Raw genomic sequence first — 17,555 nt, forward strand, 5'->3', positions numbered from 1 at the left:
GATGAATTATTCCGCAGAAACTAATGAATATTTTTATAAAGTAACACAGAATCTTAACAATGCTAAAAGACCTTTGTCTGGTCGGGAGAAGGCGGCGATTCTGTTTTCGGAAATTGGTGGTCTCGCCGGGGACGGTGTAATAAACTACCTTAGTACCGATGAAATAAAAAAACTTCGGCGGTCTATAAAAGGACTTGGTTATAACGTAAATAAATCTAATGAAGTTGCTGCTCTTCAAGAGGCGAATGATTTTGGAATCCGTGTAGGAATTTCAAAACCGATTCATACTGATGCGCAGATTGAAGAAATTGTAAGAGCTCAGTCAAATCCGAAGGAAAACAGTTTGCGCAATTTTATTGCTCAAAATCCAACTGCAATTGCAGATGCCCTTCGTGCTTGGATGAAGGAGGATTAGAAAAATGTCAGAGGTAAAAGGCGCAAAAACTTCTGGAAACTCTAAAAAGGGTGGCGCAAAAGATTATAAAAATCTTACAGGACGCCAAAAGGCTGCGATTTTTCTTGTTTCCCTTGGTTCAGATGTTTCTTCTGAGATTATGAAGCACCTTCGAGAAGACGAAGTTGAAACACTTACATTTGAAATTGCACGGCTTGAAACCGTTGATTCTGATTTTAAAGATCAGGTTTTGGAAGAATTCCAGGATTTGATGAATGCCCAGAACTTTATCACGACTGGTGGTATTGATTATGCTCGCGAACTTCTTGAAAAATCTTTGGGAAGTCAGAAAGCCATTGATATTATCAACCGACTTACAAGTTCTTTGCAGGTTCGTCCGTTCGACTTTATTCGGCGAACAGACCCTGCGCATTTGCTGAACTTTATTCAGCAGGAATATCCGCAAACTATCGCTTTGATTCTTGCTTATCTTGAGCCTGCAAAAGCAGCGGTTATTTTGCAGAATCTTCCTGTAGAAATCCAGCCGGAAGTTTCTAAGCGACTTGCTACGATGGACCGAACATCTCCGGACGTTCTTCGAGAAGTTGAGCGAGTTCTTGAAAAGAAACTTTCTACATTGTCTAGCGAAGATTACACTGCTGCCGGTGGTGTTGAGTCTATCGTTGAAATCCTTAACCTTGTTGACCGTTCTTCTGAAAAGTCGATTATCGAAAGTTTGGAAGAGGACGATCCAGATTTGGCCGAGGAAATCAAAAAGCGAATGTTCGTATTCGAAGATATTGTTATGCTCGACGACCGTGCTATCCAGAAAGTACTTCGCGAAGTCGATACGCAGGAACTTTCAAAAGCGCTCAAATCTGTTGATGCCGAAGTTCAGGACAAAATCTTCAGAAATATGTCAAAGCGTGCTGCAAGCATGTTGAAGGAAGATATGGAATTCATGGGACCTGTCCGCTTGAAGGATGTTGAAGAGTCTCAGCAGAAAATCGTATCTGTCATTCGACGTCTTGAGGATGCTGGTGAAATTGTTATTGCTCGTGGTGGCGAGGAAGACGTTCTTGTTTAATTCATCTTGTACGCCGATGAGTGTTAAAATCATCTTAATGTAGGGGAAATTCATGGCACAAAATTTATTTCTACCAAATCAGGTACATACAAAAGACAACAAATTCGAACTTAAACTTGTTCATGAGTTCTATAAGCCTGTCGAGGAAGTTGAGGTTGAGGAAGTGCCTCAATATACAGGTCCTACAGTGGAGGATTTAAAACGCGAGGCTGATGAATACAAGGCTCAGTTTGAAGTTGAAAAGCAGCAAATGTTTGCAGATGCTCAGGCAAAAGCTGACGAAATTCTAAAAAATGCGGAGCAGGCTGCATTCAATGAAGTAAAGCGGCAGACCGATCAGGCTGCTGTTATAAAAAACGAAGCAGAACAGCAAGCAAAAGATATCATTCAAAAAGCTCAGGACGATGCGACTCAAATTCGGCAGCAGGCTTCTCTTGAACAAGAAGATGTTAAGCAAAAGGCTTATGAAGAGGGGCTTTCTAAAGGCCGAGAGGAAGGCTACAAGGTTGGTCAGGAAGAAGTAAATCGCCTTGTTGAACGCACTCATCGAATTTTGGAGGCTGTAATGTCTCGCCGAGAAGAAATTTTAAGCGAGACCGAGCAGCAGATTGTCGAACTTGTAGTTCTTATGACTCGCAAGGTTGTAAAAATCATTTCTGAGAACCAGAAGAGTGTCGTTATGGCAAATGTCTTGCAGGCTCTCAAAAAAGTGAAAGGCCGCGGAGACGTTAATCTTCGTGTTAATCTTGCGGATGTAAAACTTACAACTGAGCATATCCAGGATTTTATAAAGCAAGTTGAAAATGTAAAGGGCATTACGGTGCTTGAAGATTCAACAGTAGAGAAGGGCGGTTGTATTGTTGAGACTGATTTTGGTGCAATTGATGCTAGAATCAGCAGTCAACTTACGGAACTTGAAACAAAGATTCTTGAGATTAGTCCTGTAAAGAGTTTGACAAAAACAGAGCAACCAGTTGCTTCTGAAGCTTAAAATAAATGAGCAAGTCTGCTTGATAAAATTCAGGCAGACTTTTTTGTATTTATACTAACGGACTCTAAAATCAGTTTTGAAGACGATATAAAATAAGGTTAAGATTCTTGGGGGTGGGGAATGAAATCTTTTTTTAAAAAATATATAAATATTGTCAAATCGACGGAGACAATCTTGTACACTGGTTATGTTACTGGTGTGAAGGGATTGATGATTGAAAGTCGTGGACCCCGTTCTGTAATTGGCGAAATCTGTACAATAAAATATCCAAATTCCGAAAAGACACTTCTTGCTGAGGTGATGGGTCTTGAAGACAATAAGGTAAAACTTATGCCGTTCGGAGATACTAAGGGAATTGAAGTTGGCTGTGAAGTTATTGCGACAGGACATGAATTGCAAGTGCCTGTTGGAAAAAATCTCTTGGGACGCGTTCTTGATGCGACCGGAACTCCGATTGATGGCAAGGGCCCACTTGAGGTGAATGAATATTATCCAGCGTTGGCTTTTCCCCCGGATCCTATGACGAAAAAGCCGATTGACCGAAGAATTGTAACTGGAGTCCGTTGTATCGATTCTCTCTTGACTTGCGGAAAAGGTCAGCGTCTCGGAATTTTTGCGGGTTCTGGTGTCGGTAAGTCTACTTTGCTTTCTACTATTGCACGAAATACTAATGCCGATGTAAATGTTATTGGACTGATTGGTGAACGTAACCGTGAGGTTATGGATTTTATTAATCGGGATTTGGGCGAAGATGGAATGAAACGTTCGGTTCTTATTGTCGCTACGAGCGATACTAGTTCTATCTGCCGTTTGCGCGCAGCTTATGTTACGACAGCTGTGGCCGAATATTTTCGTGACCAAGGCAAAGATGTAATGTTGATGATGGATAATATGACACGTTTTGCCCATGCGCAGCGAGAAATTGGGCTTTCGACTGGAGAGGCTCCTGCACAACGTGGTTATCCGCCGAGTGTTTTTGATATGATTCCGAAATTGCTTGAACGTACTGGAACAAGTGATAAAGGGACTATAACTGCTTTTTACAACGTTCTTGTTGACGGTGACGATATGGATGAGCCTATTACCGATAAAGTTCGCGGAACCTTGGACGGTCATATTGTTTTAAGTCGTTCTCTGGCTCAGCAGAGACACTATCCAGCAATTGATATTCTTCAAAGTATAAGTCGTCTTTCAAGGCGGGTGTGCGGTTCTCAAACATTAAAGGCTGTTACGAAAATCAGCCGTTTGATTGCGCTTTATGAAGAGAACCGAGAGATGATTATGGCGGGAGTTTATCAAAAAGGCTCTAATCCAGAGGTTGATTTGGCTATTGACAAGCATCAGGCTATTGAAGATTTTGTTACTCAGGAAGAAGATGCCCGTTGTACGATTGAGGATACGTTGAACAAACTTTCCGCGCTTGCCGAAATCGAAATTCCTGACGAAGAATATGTTGAAAATCCTGCCGTAAATCGAAAAACAATTGCGGAGCTTGTAAAAGAACATAAAGTTGAAGATGTCGTGAATGAGAATTCTTCAGCGTCGAGGTTTGATATTTCTAAAAATTTGAATCTCCAATAATATTGTATAGGCTTATAATATGAAGAAATTTTACTTTGGCTTACAGAAAGTTCTTGATTTCCGAGATTTTGAAAAAAAACAGGCTCAGGTTGAATTGGGAAAGGCTGTTGCTGAAGAAACTAAAATCCAGAATTCTCTTAATGAAATTGCAAATGCCCGTGTTGCGTCTGTAAAGCAAGCGAACGAAATGCATGATATTAGCAGTTTGTACAATGTTAATCAGTATTTTAGATTTTTGGATTATCAAAAAGAAATTTTATTGGATGACTTGGCGAAAGCTAAAATTGTTACTGACCAAAAAAGAGAAGTTATGCGAGAGGCAATGAAAAAAAACAAAAAGTTCTTGAAAATCTCCGCGAACATCGTCTTCAGGATTGGAAAAAAGAAAATCAAAAAATTAGAAGAGAATGATATTGATGATATTGTAACTTCGCGATTTGAGCAAAAATAATTTTCTTTTTTCTTGATATATATTTTTTTTGTGGTATTCTTTTTGAACTGATTAGCATCCCTCTAACAGTCATTTGAAAGTCAAGTTGATTTGTGCGCGGCTGCCAAATCTCTTGATGAAAATTTTAAGGAGCATTTTTATTATGGCTACTAAAAGAAGTCCTCGTTTTAAGGAATGTAGAAGACTTGGTGTAAACTTTTGTGGACACCCAAAGGCTATGGACAGAGCAGGAGCACCAGCATTTAAGAAAACTAAGAAAACATCTGATTACGGTCTTCATTTGATCGAAAAGCAGAAGGTTAAAGCTTACTATGGTATTCTTGAACGCCAGCTTCGTCGCTATTTTGAGCAGGCTAACAAATCTCGTGAAATGACAGGTGTTGCTTTGCTTGTTTCTCTTGAAACTCGCTTGGACAACCTTGTTTACAGACTTGGTTTTGCAAACTCAATTCGCATGGCACGACAGATGGTATCACACAAACACATTCTTGTTAATGGAAAGTGTGTAAACATCCCTTCATATGCAGTAAAAGTAGGAACAACAATTGCTTTGACAGAATCAGCTCGTAAGAGTGAACAGTTCAAAAAGACTTTCCTTTCTGATAACAAAGCAAAACTTGACTACCTTGAGCGAGATGAAGAGAATTTCTCTGGAAAACTTGCACGTCTTCCACAGAGAAACGAGATTCCAGTTCAGATTAACGATCAGATGGTTGTTGAGTTCTATTCAAAATAGTAAAACGGCTTTCTAAGAAATTTCTTAAAAAACGCTTTCATTTCTATGAAAGCGTTTTTTTTTGCAAAAAAAGTTCTATAAGATATTGATTTTATGCTTGAAAGTGAAACTTATAGTAAAAGCGCGATAGGTTATGTAATTTTTTGTAAAAAATAAGTGGAAACTTACCGTGTTAAGCACACGGTAAGCAAAAATATCAAGATAGGATATATAGCAGTTTATTTGTTTGCTAATCAAGCATTGAGTTGAAGTCTTCGTCGCTTTCAAACTCTTCTGCATCGTTTTCTGATTCACTTCCTAAAGAATCTTCCGATTCTTCTGTACCCTCATCAGCTTCTGGTGACCAATACTCATGGCTTATATCAAAAGAAAGCGGGTCGTCATCAATGACTGTAAAATGTCCGAATCCGCCTTGATACATCTCTGTGTTAAGGCGTTCCGAAACAATTTCTTCTTGTGTCTTGAACGCTGTATGGTATGTACATCTTTCTGACGGTGTTGTTCCGCTTAAATACCATAATGTCACTGTATCGCCTGCACAGTCCTTTGTTGGAATCATTCCGGTTCTTCGGCATACTGTGGTTCTTACAATTCCTGAAGTTGGTTTCTCAAAATCCTTGAACGGCAAACCTTCGTGGGCCTCGTAGAAGAATTCTGCAAAAGCCGGGCCTGCAAGAGCTGCACCCGTTTGTCTGATACCAAGCGTTTCTCCAGGTTTGTCAAATCCGAACCAGAATACGGCTGTGTAATACGGCGAGTAACCTGCGGTCCAAGCGTCTGCCCAGTTCTGTGTAGTACCAGTTTTTCCCGCAACCGGCATCTGGAACATTGTTCCGTTTTCATCAGTGTATCTGAACAATTTGCCACGCTGAGTCGCGTTTGTAAGTGTTCCCACTGTAATCGTATTTTTGAGCAACTGGGTCATTACAAAAGCATTCTGTGGGGTAATAACTTGGTAGGCCTTACCCTTTGCCTGCTGAGCGACTTGTACGTCATGTTCAGGATTGACTTTTATGTTTCCGTAGCGGTCTTCAACGTTTCGAATTGCAATTGGTGTAACTTCGCGTCCGCCATTTGCAAATATTGCGTATGCTCTTGCCATTTCTATAGGTCTTACAGAACAAACGCCAAGTCCTAAAGCGTATCCTGGATCGAATCCGCGGGATGCCAATTCGTCTTCTGGAATTCCCAAAAGGGAAACTGCTCTGTTGATTGCGGCATCAAATCCGATTCCATCCAAAACCTTCAGTGCAGGAATGTTCAAAGAAAGACAAAGTGCGTTCCAAACTTGAACGTCGCCTCTGTAAGAACCTGCATAGTTTTTTGGAATGTAGGTCTGTCCGTTTGGCTGGAAGAATACTACCGGGGTGTCCGAAAGCGGGGTTCCTGGCGTGAATTTTCTCGAATCGATAGCCATGCTGTAGTAGAGCGGCTTGAAAGATGAACCTGGTTGCACTCGCGCTTGCACAGCACGAATAAACTGATTTTCGTTGTCGAATTTGCTTCCTCCGACAATAGCTGTGATGTAGCCAGTCTCATTTTCGACGGAAATCATTGTGCCTTCTACTTGCTTTTTTTCAGCATTAGCGTTTCGTATAAGGTTAGCCTTGTTTCCGATGGCGGTCTTTAAGGATTCTTCGCCAAACATCATTGCGAGCACGTCTACTACTGGGTTTACTTCCTCAGAGTAAGTGTTCATTGTTACGGTTTCGTTTCTTTGTTTTGAAAGTTTCAGCCCAGGAATGTTGAATGCAAGTGCAATCATATCTCCTACAGGAACGTATCGTGAAAAAGAAGAATTTCGTCGTTCGAGAGAAGATTTTGAGAAGTTCTCATTTGCTATTGCGATATATTTTTCCATTGACCGCTGGGCTGCGTCTTGGTGTTTCAAGTTGAGCGTCGTATTTACTGTAAAACCGCTGGTGTAAATGTCATCGGTTCCGAAAATGAGGTTTCTAAGTTCTCGTTTTACATATTCACTGAACCAAGGAGCTTTGTCGTCATGGCTGAACACAGCGGCACCGCTCGTTCGTGTGTAGTCAAAATTTGCCCAATATTCTTCGAGAGAATCTTCGGCCTGAGCTTTTGTAATATATTTTAACTCAACCATTGTTTCAAGAACGTCTTCCTGACGCTCCTTTGCACGGTTAGGGTAGTCAAAAGGATTGTAGTATGCTGGGTTTGAAAGCTGAACCACAAGAATTGCGGCTTCGGCCGGGGTAATCTCAGACGGATCGTGATTAAAATAATATTTTGATGCTGCACTTACACCGTATGTACCGCCGCCAAAATAGATTTTGTTCAAGTATAATTCAAGAATTTCAGATTTTGAGTAGCGGCGCTCCATTTGAATCGCCCACCAAAGTTCCTTGAGTTTTCGTTTGTAAGAATAGTCAGTTCGGTCACAGTAAAGCGTTCCTGCAATTTGCTGGGTGAGAGTTGAACCACCTCCAAGCTTTTGGTGGAGCAATTGACCGATTACGGCACGAAAAAGGGCTTTAGTGCTAAAACCCTGATGCTCGTAAAATATATGGTCTTCGCGAGAAATCAAGGCATCGAGCATGTGCTGTGGAAGGGTTCTCACGTTAATCATTTCTCGTTTTTCTTCACTGGAAAGTTCCGTTATGAGCTCGCCATTTAAATCCAAAAGTTTGGTCGGCAAGGCATTTGTGAATTCCATGAAATTTTCGTTATCAATAATGTATTTTGTGCTAGACATAGCAAGCCCCAATCCGGAGCCAATCAATATTGAGCCAACAAAAAGCCCTGCTAAAAGGACAATTGTGGATACTTTAATTTTTTCCATAATGTTTAAGAATAAGGGTTTGTGCTTTGAGTGTCAATCTTTTGAAAAAAGCACAAATTGTAAAAGTGCAAAAAAAAGCCGGCTTGTAGCCGGCGTGCCTATCAGGCAGCCGGGCATCAATGGGTGGGAGGGGATAGTTGATTACCCGGCTTTTAAATTATCGCACCTAAATATCGAAATCTTTAATTATTTTGCTGAAAAACATGTTGTCTCTTAAAAAACTTGCAAAAATCATTTTACGAGTTTTAGCGGGTCGGTCGGTTTTCCGTCTTTTCGGATTTCAAAATGCAGATGCGGCCCTGTTGACGCGCCTGTGTTTCCTGTGAGTGCAATTACGGCTCCTCCGTGCACGGTCTGACCTTTTGTCACAAGGCTTTTTGAAAGATGCGCGTAAGTGCTTGTCATTCCGTTGTTGTGCTGGATGATAACATGATTCCCGTAAATTTCGTTGTATCCGTTTAAAATCACTGTTCCGCCCTTTGTTGCATAAACTTTTGTTCCGACTGGGGCCGCAAGGTCAACTCCCTTGTGAAGAAGCCATTTTCCAGAAATCGGGCTGGTCCTGTATCCGAACGGAGATGTGAGAACTTTTTTGTCGAGCGGAAGGATCATTGAACTGTCTTCAAAGAAAAATACGTCTGTGGAACTGAAGCTTTTTTTGGGAAGATAATAAAAATCAACGCCTTTAATCTGAAAAATCAACGTGCTTTCCGTTATTTCGCCAATGTATTCTTTATAAAGAAAGACTTCGAGCGTTGTTTCGGGGGTTTTTGCAATGTAAAGTCCCTGTGCCGCAGGAAGTAAAATAGTCTGGCCAGCCACTAAAGCCATTTTGTCGGAAAGTCTGTTTACAGTGGCAAGCGTTCCGGCATTTTGGGAAAGGGCCGCCCGGAGTTGATGAAAGCCCTTTCCGTTGGATAAATCTTCTTTTTTTAATTTGTAGGAATAAAATTTTAGTGACGGAAGATTTCCTTTTCGGAGTTCTTTCTCGGATTTTTCAATCTCTTTTCCGTATGCCAGAAAATTGTCGCTTTCCGCTTTTACTTTTTTTCTTTCTTCTTCCGAAGCTTTTGGATTTGGTGCTTTGTATCTTGTTGTGGTTAATTGAATTACGTCATTTTCTGAAATTACGATTGTATCAGTTGCACTTGCAGTCCAATAAAGTGAGAAAAGAAAAAATGATGCAAAAATGATTTTTTTGATTTTAACCATTTTCTTTTTCAGGTTTGTTGTTTCTTTTTAAGCCAAACGAAATGAGTCCGTAGGCAAAAAAAGTTACAATTGCGACCGGAATTGCCAAAAATCGCTTGCCGCTAAACACTAAAATGCCTATGCAGGCAAGCCCTGCGATTATTGTAAAAATCTTAAGGACAAGGTGTGCAAAAACTTTTATTCCTGCCTTCCGAATTTTTTTTATCAATACAAAAAGCAAAGAGAATCCCAGAATTGAAAGAATCGTGAGCGTATAGGCTTTGGGGTATGTTATTGCGAATTTCCAGAGCGGAAAAACGAACGCAACGGCAAAAAATGTGCATAAAAGGAGCAGAAAAATAATTTTCCTGTTGAGCTAAAAAGATTTTTGTATCCTTGAATTATTTTTTGTATCATTCGAATAGTCTAATAAAAAAAATGATAACAGTCCAATAAATCTTTTATGTTTTTTAAATAAAAAAAAGGCTGATGACGCGAAAGTCAATCAGCCTGTAAAAAATTATTCTTACGCCTCTGAAATAGCTGTTGCTGGACATTCAGAAGCACAAGTTCCGCAGCTTACGCATTTAGATGCGTCAATTTCGCGGTGTCCGTCGTTCTCGCTGATTGCTCCAACTGGACAGTCTGGTTCGCAAGTTCCGCAGTTTACGCACTGGCTAGGATCAATTTTGTATGCCATATTTGGTACCTCTTAAAAATGATTTAAGATAATTTATCATCGTCAAACTTGAAAAACAAGTGAAAAATGTGTTTTTGCGAACGAATTAGGTTATGCTAACAGAAAGCTAGTTTTTAAATAAAAAAAAGCCCAGCAAAGTTTTGAAACTGCTGGGGCTTTTGCGGTCCCTACGGGAGTCGAACCCGTCTCTCCGCCTTGAGAGGGCGATGAACTAAACCGATATTCGAAGGGACCAAAATAAAATATTTGAATAAAAAAGCTGACCATTGAAAGTCAGCTTTTTTAGTTCCCCAAGGAGGATTCGAACCCCGGACAAGTCAGAACCAGAATCTGAAGTGCTACCATTACACAATCGGGGAATGGAGTAAAATATAAAGCAATTTAATTTGCTTACGGTCCCTACGGGAGTCGAACCCGTCTCTCCGCCTTGAGAGGGCGATGAACTAAACCGATATTCGAAGGGACCAGTTTAATTGTTTTGTGTAATTCCCCAAGGAGGATTCGAACCCCCACAATCAGAACCAGAATCTGAAGTGCTACCATTACACAATCGGGGAAAGTGTCAAGCGCTTGTTGCGTCGATGTGAAATATATTATTCTTTCTAAAAAAAATAGTCAAGCGAAAAAATAAAAAAAATTAAAAATTTTTCTTTTTTTTTGAAATGTTTTATTTTACGGTGGACTAAAGCCTTGTTTCATGGGAATAATAAAGGTATGAGACATTGTATTATTGTAAAATTTAAGGACCGAGAGAATTGGCGCAAGCTTTTGCCAGAAATCAAAAATCATTTTGACAAGGCTTTGGAAGTCGAGGGAATTTCTTCCGTAAAACTTTACGATTCTTGTTCGACACGGGAGAACCGCTTTCATTTGATGATTGAACTTACGATGACGGACGAGGGACTTTTGAATTTCGACAAGAGCGACGTTCATCTGGATTGGAAAAAAAATTACGGTGACATGCTTGAAAGCAAAACGATTTTTGATTACGAGCGAGGTTAAAAGGAAACGCCGCGAGTTCGGTTTTAATAGAAAATTAACTTGTGCGTTTCCCGTGAGTTTTCTAAAGAAAGCTCACGCTTTGGTTAGTTTGCTTTCGGGTGCCCTTATGCTCGCGCAGAGATTTTCAGTTCCATTCTTTTGCTCTCTGGAAATTTTTCGTGTGCGATTATAGAAAAACTTTCGGAAAATTTGATATTATCTACTCGTGAAAAATATTAATCTTGTGAAGGGCGAGAAAATTTCGATTCGTGGTGCCCGCGAGCATAATCTTAAGAATGTTGATGTTGAGATTCCGCGCAACAAACTTGTTGTGATTTCTGGACTTTCTGGTTCTGGAAAATCTTCGCTTGCGTTTGACACGCTTTTTGCGGAAGGCCAGCGAAGGTATATGGAAAGTCTTTCTTCGTATGCGCGTCAATTTTTGGGCAGCATGGACAAGCCCGATGTAGATTTGATTGAGGGGCTTTCGCCGGCTATTTCTATTGAACAAAAAACGACTCACAGAAATCCTCGTTCGACTGTTGGAACCGTTACAGAAATTTATGATTATTACAGACTTCTTTTTGCGCGGGTAGGGCACGCTCACTGTCCAAAATGCGGTCGTGAAATCAAAGAACAAACCGACGACCAGATTATAGACACGATTATGGGCTGGCGCGAGGGAACTAGAATCTCAGTTTTGGCTCCGGTGATTCGCGGAAAAAAAGGTGAGCACACAAAAATCATTGATGACGCAAAAAAATCAGGTTTTGCCAGGGCGAGAATCGATGGGCTTATGGTTGAACTTGATGATTCTATAAAACTTGACAAGCAGAAAAAGCACACCATTGAAATTGTTGTTGATCGAATCGCATTAAAATCCGACAGCAGAAAACGCCTTGCAGAGAGCGTTGAGACCGCTTTGCAGACGGCAAACGGAATAATAATCGTTTTGCGCCGAGTTTATAAAGAAGATGAAGCTTACGAAAGCGTTGTGCATGAGATTCTTTCGAGGGGCGGAAAAGTTGAGGGCGATAAGGACTTTATAGAAGAAGAAGTGTTTTTTAGTCAGCACAATGCCTGCCCAGACTGCGGAATTTCTATTCCTGAACTTCAGCCACGACTTTTTTCGTTCAACAATCCCTTTGGCGCATGCCCGGAATGCACGGGAATTGGCGAGAAAATGGAATGGGATTTAAAGAAAATCCTTCCTGACGATTCCTTGAGTTTTAATCAAGGCGCGTTTCCGTTTTATAATCCTGAAAGCGAATGGAATCATTCTTTGTTCAGCGCGGTTGCCGAAACTGGCGGATTTTCGCTTGATACGCCAATAAAAGACCTTTCGAAAGAACAACGTGACTTTTTGATGAACGGTGACGAAACAAAAATCATGCAGTGGATTTACAAAAAACAGAGCGGTGAAGGTTATTCTGAATACAAACGTCCGTGGGCTGGCGTGCTTTCCGATATGAAAAGACGGCATGCAGAGGCCTGGGGCGAAGCTCAGCGAGTGCGCATGGAAGAAAAATTCATGTCGGTGAGCGAGTGTTCTAGCTGCCACGGAAAAAGGCTAAGGCCGGAGGCTTTGGGCGTAACAATCGGTGACAAAAATATCATTTCGCTTTGTTCGCTCAGTGTTTCTGAATCAATTGAATTTTTTGATTCGCTTTCGTTTACTGAAACCGAAAAGTCGATTGCGCACCAAGTTTTAAAAGAAATTAACTCTCGTCTGAACTTTTTGAAAAATGTCGGTCTTGATTATTTGACCCTTGAACGCTCGGCGGGAACTCTTTCTGGCGGTGAGGCGCAGAGAATTCGTCTTGCGACGCAGATTGGCTCAGGTCTTACGGGCGTAATGTACATTTTGGATGAACCGTCGATTGGTCTTCATCAGCGTGATAACCAAAGGCTCATTGACACTCTCACTTATCTTAGAAATCTCGGAAACAGCGTGATTGTTGTTGAACACGATGAGCAGACAATGCTCACCGCGGACTGGATTGTTGATATTGGTCCTGGGGCCGGCGTTCACGGCGGAAGAATTATGGCTTCTGGAACGCCTGAGCAAGTTATGCAGGTTGAAGACAGCATTACCGGCCAGTTTTTGGCGGGAAAAATCCGCATGGAAATTCCGTCTGAGCGTCGTAAAGGAAATGGTTCGTTCATTTCGATAAAGGGCGTTCGTGAGCACAATCTTAAAAACGTGAGTGTGGACATTCCGCTCGGAACGTTCACTTGCATTACTGGCGTTAGCGGCAGCGGAAAGTCAACTCTTTTGAGTGACGTGTTCTATCCTGTTGTGTCAAATAAACTTATGAAGACTGATTATCCTGCCGGCGAGTACGATTCTATTGAAGGAATTGAGGCTCTTGATAAAGTCATAAATATTGATCAGTCACCAATCGGACGAACTCCTCGTTCAAATCCAGTCACTTATGTTGGCGTTTTTGACTCAATCCGAGAACTTTTTGCAAGTCTTCCGGAGTCAAAGGCAAAGGGCTACAAAGGCGGGCGGTTCAGTTTTAACGTAAAAGGCGGACGCTGTGAGAACTGCCAAGGGGCTGGAACGATTACAATCGAGATGAACTTTTTGCCGGATGTTTTTATTCAGTGCGACGTTTGCCACGGAAAAAGATTCAATCAGGAGACTCTTGATGTTCGTTACAAAGGAAAGAACATTAGCGATGTTCTTGAGATGACAATTGAAGAGGCTGCGGACTTCTTTAGTTCAATTCCGCATATTTCAAGAAAACTTGAGACTCTAAAATCCGTTGGACTTGGCTACATTCAGCTCGGTCAGAGCGCGCTAACCCTTTCGGGCGGTGAGGCTCAGCGAGTTAAGCTTGCTACGGAACTTGCACGACCTTCAACCGGAAAAACACTTTACATTCTCGATGAGCCGACTACGGGACTTCATTTTGCGGACGTAAAAGTTTTAATGGAAGTAATTCAGCGGCTCGTTGACAAAGGAAATTCCGTTGTGATGATTGAACACAACCTTGACGTGATTTGTCAGGCTGATTACATAATTGATTTAGGACCTGACGGCGGATTTAGGGGCGGACAGATTGTTGACACTGGCACTCCTGAAGAAGTTGCTTCCCGTTGGGAGAAAACCGGCTCGTACACCGGAAAATTTGTTGCAGAGCAGCTTGCGCGGGAAAAAGCACGTTCTAAGTCTGAATAAAACTAAATGATGAATCTGATAAAAAAAGTTCAGTTTGTTTTTCTCCTCGTTTGTTTTTCGTTTGGTTTGCCGAATTTTGCTTTTGCGTCGGATGAAGAAAATTCAACCGTAATCAAAATTGAGAACGCGCAAAAGTCGGAATACAAAAAAAACAAAGAGACCGACGAGGATTTGATTGTTCTTGAAGGGCAGGTAAAAGTTTCTGTTACAAAAGGCTCAAAAACGACCGTGATTGAGGCGGACAGGGTAAATTACAACCGTGCCACCGAAATGCTTTATGCCGAAGGAAATGTTTCTTTGAATCAGTCTTCCGGAAAATCGAGCGGTGGAGAGAGCGTTACGGCAAACAGCCTGCTTTTTAATACATCAACGCTTGAGGGCGTTTTTGACAACGGCCGTGCCGTGCAGACTTCTAGCGACGCGATTAATCTTCCGAGCGGCTCGACTTTGATTGTTGCGTCGAATATTTTTGGCCGCGACTCCGACGGAACGATTGCTTTTAAATCTGGCGAACTTACTTTTTGCGATGACGAAAATCCGCACTGGCGAATTAAGGCTTCGAGAATCTGGCTTTTGCCGGGCGGCGAGTTTTCTTTTTTGAACGCGGTTCTTTACGTTGGCCGAATCCCGCTTTTGTGGCTGCCTGCGTTTTATTATCCGAAGGACGAACTTATTTTTAATCCTACGTTTGGTTACAAATATCGTGAGGGATATTTTATAAACACGACGACATATCTCTATGGAAGAAAACCTAAAGATGCCGTAAGTACCTCCGCTTTGGGCAGTTCTTCTTCGTCTTCGTCGGACGATGATGACAAAATCAACTTTTTTAGTTTTATGAATACAGGTGCGATGAAAGAGCAGGTTCGCGAGGGTCTTGTTCTTCATAATTTGAATGAGGATTTTACTGGCGACACAACGAATTATTTTAAGGTGCTTGCCGATTATTATTCAAATCTTGGTACAATGTTCGGTTACGATACAGTTCTTTCTCCGGGTTCTTACATGACGAGTTTTAAGTCAAATTTAAAAATTGGGTTTAGCAACACGGTTTTTAAGAAGAGCTCTGTCTATCTTCCTTATGATGAAAACGGCGAGATTCAAGCTGACAAGTCGAATTTTATGTCGTTTACGGCGCCGTTCAGATATCAGGCAAATCTTGCATTTACGATTGCAAAGCCTTTTTCTATGACGGTGAGCCTGCCTGTGTATTCAGATCCGTATTTTGACTACGATTTTAATAACCGTGCCGAAACTATGGACTGGATTGATTACGCAATGAGCGGAACCGATACCGACGATGACGATGACAGCGTGACAGAAACTTCATCTTTTACTTGGAACGTGAACGGTTCATATTCATTCAAATTGCCGGATGTAATCAATCCGTGGATTTCTAGCCTTGCGGTTTCGAGTTTTAGCTCTTCTGTTGTTTATTCGTCAAAGGCGAATACAAAACTTTCTTCCGACGAACGATATTCTTCAGAGTGGGAAGCATACACTCCGGAACGAAAATTTTACTATCCGTCGCTTGTAACGCCTTTTAAAACGACAGGTAAAATTGCCGGAACTTTGATTCAGATTCCAGCAAAGTCAACTTCCTCATCAAAATCTTCTTCTCAGAGTTTGACGCTCAATGTGCCCGAAGAACTTATGACGGAAGAAGAAATTCAAAAAAAACGTGAGGAAGAGGAAAAGAAAAAGGCAGAGGCCGAAAAAAAGATTCTGATGAGACAAAAAATGAGTCTGATTCTGAAAAAAAAGATGAGAAAAAAACTGAAAAAGATGAGAATGTGATTTTTGGTGAAAGTGCGCTTCCTTTAATCACAACATCGGCCGGCAGCGTAAAATCGATTGGCGGGCTTACGTACACGCTTGGTTACTCTGTTACTCCTGATTTTACATCGCAGATTTCGTATGCGTCTTCAAATCTTAATACTCCGGAGGATTTTGAATGGAAAAACATGCAGTCAACTTACATTCAGGTAAAATCTCCTGCAGTCCTTACGAGTACGCTTGGCTACCGTGACGGATTTATTTCGCTCACAGACGCGTTCACTTTTAACCCTGTTTATCAGACTCACCCATATTTGAACGACGACAGCGATAACGGCGGATACAGCGAGTCTTCTATAAAATCGATAAAGAACGCAGACTTTAATGCACGAAAGCTTGACCTTACCGACGTGAACACGCTTACTTTTAAGCCGTTCAATTACACCGAACATTTTTCGGGCACGTCGATTGCATGGAATTCAACCGTAAAAATGATTCGCACCGAGTACGTTGGCACTGACCCGGAGGAGCCTGAGTGGGAATATCTTACGATGGAGCTTTGGGACGATGATTGTGTTACGACTCACACCCTGAGTGCAACGCTTGCGGCAACGGAAGGAGATTTTTCGCAGTCATTTGTGCTCACTTCAACTTTGCCACCTCAGGTTGACGCTTACTACGGCACGCTCACGCTGGGCTTTCCTTACGTAACGTTTACGGCGGCTTCTGGAATCAAGCAGAAAAGCTCGGATGATTCAACTTGGGTTAAGCAGGATTTGAGCCAGTCCCTTGCGATAAATCTTTTTTCGAGCAATTTAAAATTCACTCAAGCCTACGTTTATGATTTTGAGGAAGATGAACCCGAATCGTTCAAGCTGTCTCTTTCGGGATATGGCGCGCAACTTGCCTACACTTCAAGTTACGTTGCAGGATATTCTTTTGAAAGCGGGCAGGGCTGGAAGTCCAACAGTTCTGATGACAAAAAATTCCAGCCGTATTCTTTGAGTTTGGCTTACACAAAGCCTTCGAAGACTTTTAAGTATTGGAACGACAGAATTTCTTTTGCACCTACACTTTCAACGAGCGTTGTCTATGATTTTTTGCGCCCGACAAGCAGTTATTTTGTCTTTAAGCCGGGAATCACTTTTAAAATCAACAGTTTCTTGGACTTGACGTTCAGCGCGGAATCTAGGAACAGTTGTATCTATCGATATTTCTGCCCTGAAGATGATTATAATTATTATTATAGCGGAAACGGTGAGCGAAATATCATTCAGGATTTGATTGATTCGTTCAGATTTGATGACGAGAACAAACGAAAGAATTCTGCGTTCAAGATGAAGAGCTTAAAAATTGACGTAACGCACGATTTGGATGACTGGGATTTTAATTGCGAATTCAGCGTTTCGCCGCGTTATGTTGCGGCAACAACTTCAAAAAAAGCTTATTACGATTTTAGTCCGTATTTTACGATTAGTGTTTCCTGGCGGCCACTTTCGAGCATGAAGACCGAGATTGTAGATAAATACGGCGAATGGCAGCTGAACCCGTAGAGTTTGTGGTAAAAAATCTTGCGGTCGTTCACTGTGGCGTTTCATAAATTGGTACCGCCGTGTTTGCTATTTTAATTAGAGACTGTTTGGAGGAATGTAGAAGAAAATCTGTATTCTATTT

At 41.5% G+C, this 17,555-nt stretch carries 14 protein-coding genes and 4 tRNA genes; 10 read left to right on the forward strand and 8 right to left on the reverse strand.

Annotated features, from left to right (window positions below):
* The first annotated feature begins 1 nt into the window (after position 1).
* From JI65_RS01500 to rpsD, 6 genes are all read left to right on the forward strand, one after another.
* Positions 2-415, forward strand: coding sequence for a hypothetical protein (locus tag JI65_RS01500; protein ID WP_191013613.1), 414 nt, complete (start codon positions 2-4; stop codon positions 413-415).
* 4 nt (positions 416-419) lie between these two features.
* On the forward strand, positions 420-1,481 hold the full coding sequence (gene fliG / locus JI65_RS01505; RefSeq protein WP_191013614.1) for a flagellar motor switch protein FliG: 1,062 nt from the start codon (positions 420-422) through the stop codon (positions 1,479-1,481).
* 52 nt (positions 1,482-1,533) lie between these two features.
* Positions 1,534-2,472: a flagellar assembly protein FliH gene (gene fliH, locus JI65_RS01510; RefSeq protein ID WP_191013615.1), complete on the forward strand. Its 939-nt coding sequence runs from the start codon at positions 1,534-1,536 to the stop codon at positions 2,470-2,472.
* A 120-nt stretch (positions 2,473-2,592) separates the two neighbouring features.
* Positions 2,593-4,053: a FliI/YscN family ATPase gene (locus JI65_RS01515; protein WP_191013616.1), complete on the forward strand. Its 1,461-nt coding sequence runs from the start codon at positions 2,593-2,595 to the stop codon at positions 4,051-4,053.
* Between the two features lie 19 nt (positions 4,054-4,072).
* On the forward strand, positions 4,073-4,504 hold the full coding sequence (fliJ, locus tag JI65_RS01520; protein ID WP_191013617.1) for a flagellar export protein FliJ: 432 nt from the start codon (positions 4,073-4,075) through the stop codon (positions 4,502-4,504).
* 142 nt (positions 4,505-4,646) lie between these two features.
* Positions 4,647-5,240, forward strand: a complete 594-nt coding sequence (gene rpsD, locus JI65_RS01525) for a 30S ribosomal protein S4 (protein WP_191013618.1) — start codon at positions 4,647-4,649, stop codon at positions 5,238-5,240.
* Between the two features lie 229 nt (positions 5,241-5,469).
* Here rpsD and JI65_RS01530 read toward each other — a convergent pair whose 3' ends face one another.
* The 8 genes from JI65_RS01530 to JI65_RS01565 form a co-directional block, all read right to left on the reverse strand.
* Complete coding sequence (locus JI65_RS01530) at positions 5,470-7,959, reverse strand: penicillin-binding protein 1A (protein ID WP_242457125.1); 2,490 nt, start codon at positions 7,957-7,959, stop codon at positions 5,470-5,472.
* A gap of 318 nt (positions 7,960-8,277) precedes the next feature.
* Entirely contained in the window at positions 8,278-9,258 is a 981-nt protein-coding gene (locus JI65_RS01535; protein WP_191013620.1) for a M23 family metallopeptidase, read from the reverse strand.
* Complete coding sequence (locus JI65_RS01540; RefSeq protein ID WP_191013621.1) at positions 9,251-9,478, reverse strand: hypothetical protein; 228 nt, start codon at positions 9,476-9,478, stop codon at positions 9,251-9,253. The genes JI65_RS01535 and JI65_RS01540 overlap by 8 nt, the downstream gene beginning before the upstream one ends.
* A gap of 285 nt (positions 9,479-9,763) precedes the next feature.
* A complete protein-coding gene (locus JI65_RS01545) occupies positions 9,764-9,937 on the reverse strand; it encodes a 4Fe-4S binding protein (protein WP_191013622.1) in 174 nt (57 codons plus the stop codon).
* A 161-nt stretch (positions 9,938-10,098) separates the two neighbouring features.
* Positions 10,099-10,171 (reverse strand) — tRNA-Glu (locus tag JI65_RS01550).
* 52 nt (positions 10,172-10,223) lie between these two features.
* Positions 10,224-10,296 (reverse strand) — tRNA-Gln (locus JI65_RS01555).
* Between the two features lie 34 nt (positions 10,297-10,330).
* Positions 10,331-10,403: transfer RNA gene (locus tag JI65_RS01560), tRNA-Glu, on the reverse strand.
* Between the two features lie 20 nt (positions 10,404-10,423).
* Positions 10,424-10,494, reverse strand: a tRNA-Gln gene (locus JI65_RS01565).
* A gap of 157 nt (positions 10,495-10,651) precedes the next feature.
* Here JI65_RS01565 and JI65_RS01570 point away from each other — a divergent pair.
* From JI65_RS01570 to JI65_RS01585, 4 genes are all read left to right on the forward strand, one after another.
* Positions 10,652-10,939: a hypothetical protein gene (locus tag JI65_RS01570; protein WP_191013623.1), complete on the forward strand. Its 288-nt coding sequence runs from the start codon at positions 10,652-10,654 to the stop codon at positions 10,937-10,939.
* Between the two features lie 205 nt (positions 10,940-11,144).
* On the forward strand, positions 11,145-14,105 hold the full coding sequence (gene uvrA, locus JI65_RS01575) for an excinuclease ABC subunit UvrA (RefSeq protein ID WP_191013624.1): 2,961 nt from the start codon (positions 11,145-11,147) through the stop codon (positions 14,103-14,105).
* A gap of 6 nt (positions 14,106-14,111) precedes the next feature.
* Positions 14,112-15,902: an LPS-assembly protein LptD gene (locus JI65_RS01580; RefSeq protein ID WP_191013625.1), complete on the forward strand. Its 1,791-nt coding sequence runs from the start codon at positions 14,112-14,114 to the stop codon at positions 15,900-15,902.
* A complete protein-coding gene (locus tag JI65_RS01585; RefSeq protein WP_191013626.1) occupies positions 15,899-17,434 on the forward strand; it encodes a hypothetical protein in 1,536 nt (511 codons plus the stop codon). Before JI65_RS01580 ends, JI65_RS01585 begins: the two co-directional genes overlap by 4 nt.
* Positions 17,435-17,555 lie beyond the last annotated feature (121 nt).

The organism is Treponema zioleckii (assembly GCF_014737315.1).
Taxonomy (GTDB): Bacteria; Spirochaetota; Spirochaetia; order Treponematales; family Treponemataceae; genus Treponema_D; species Treponema_D zioleckii.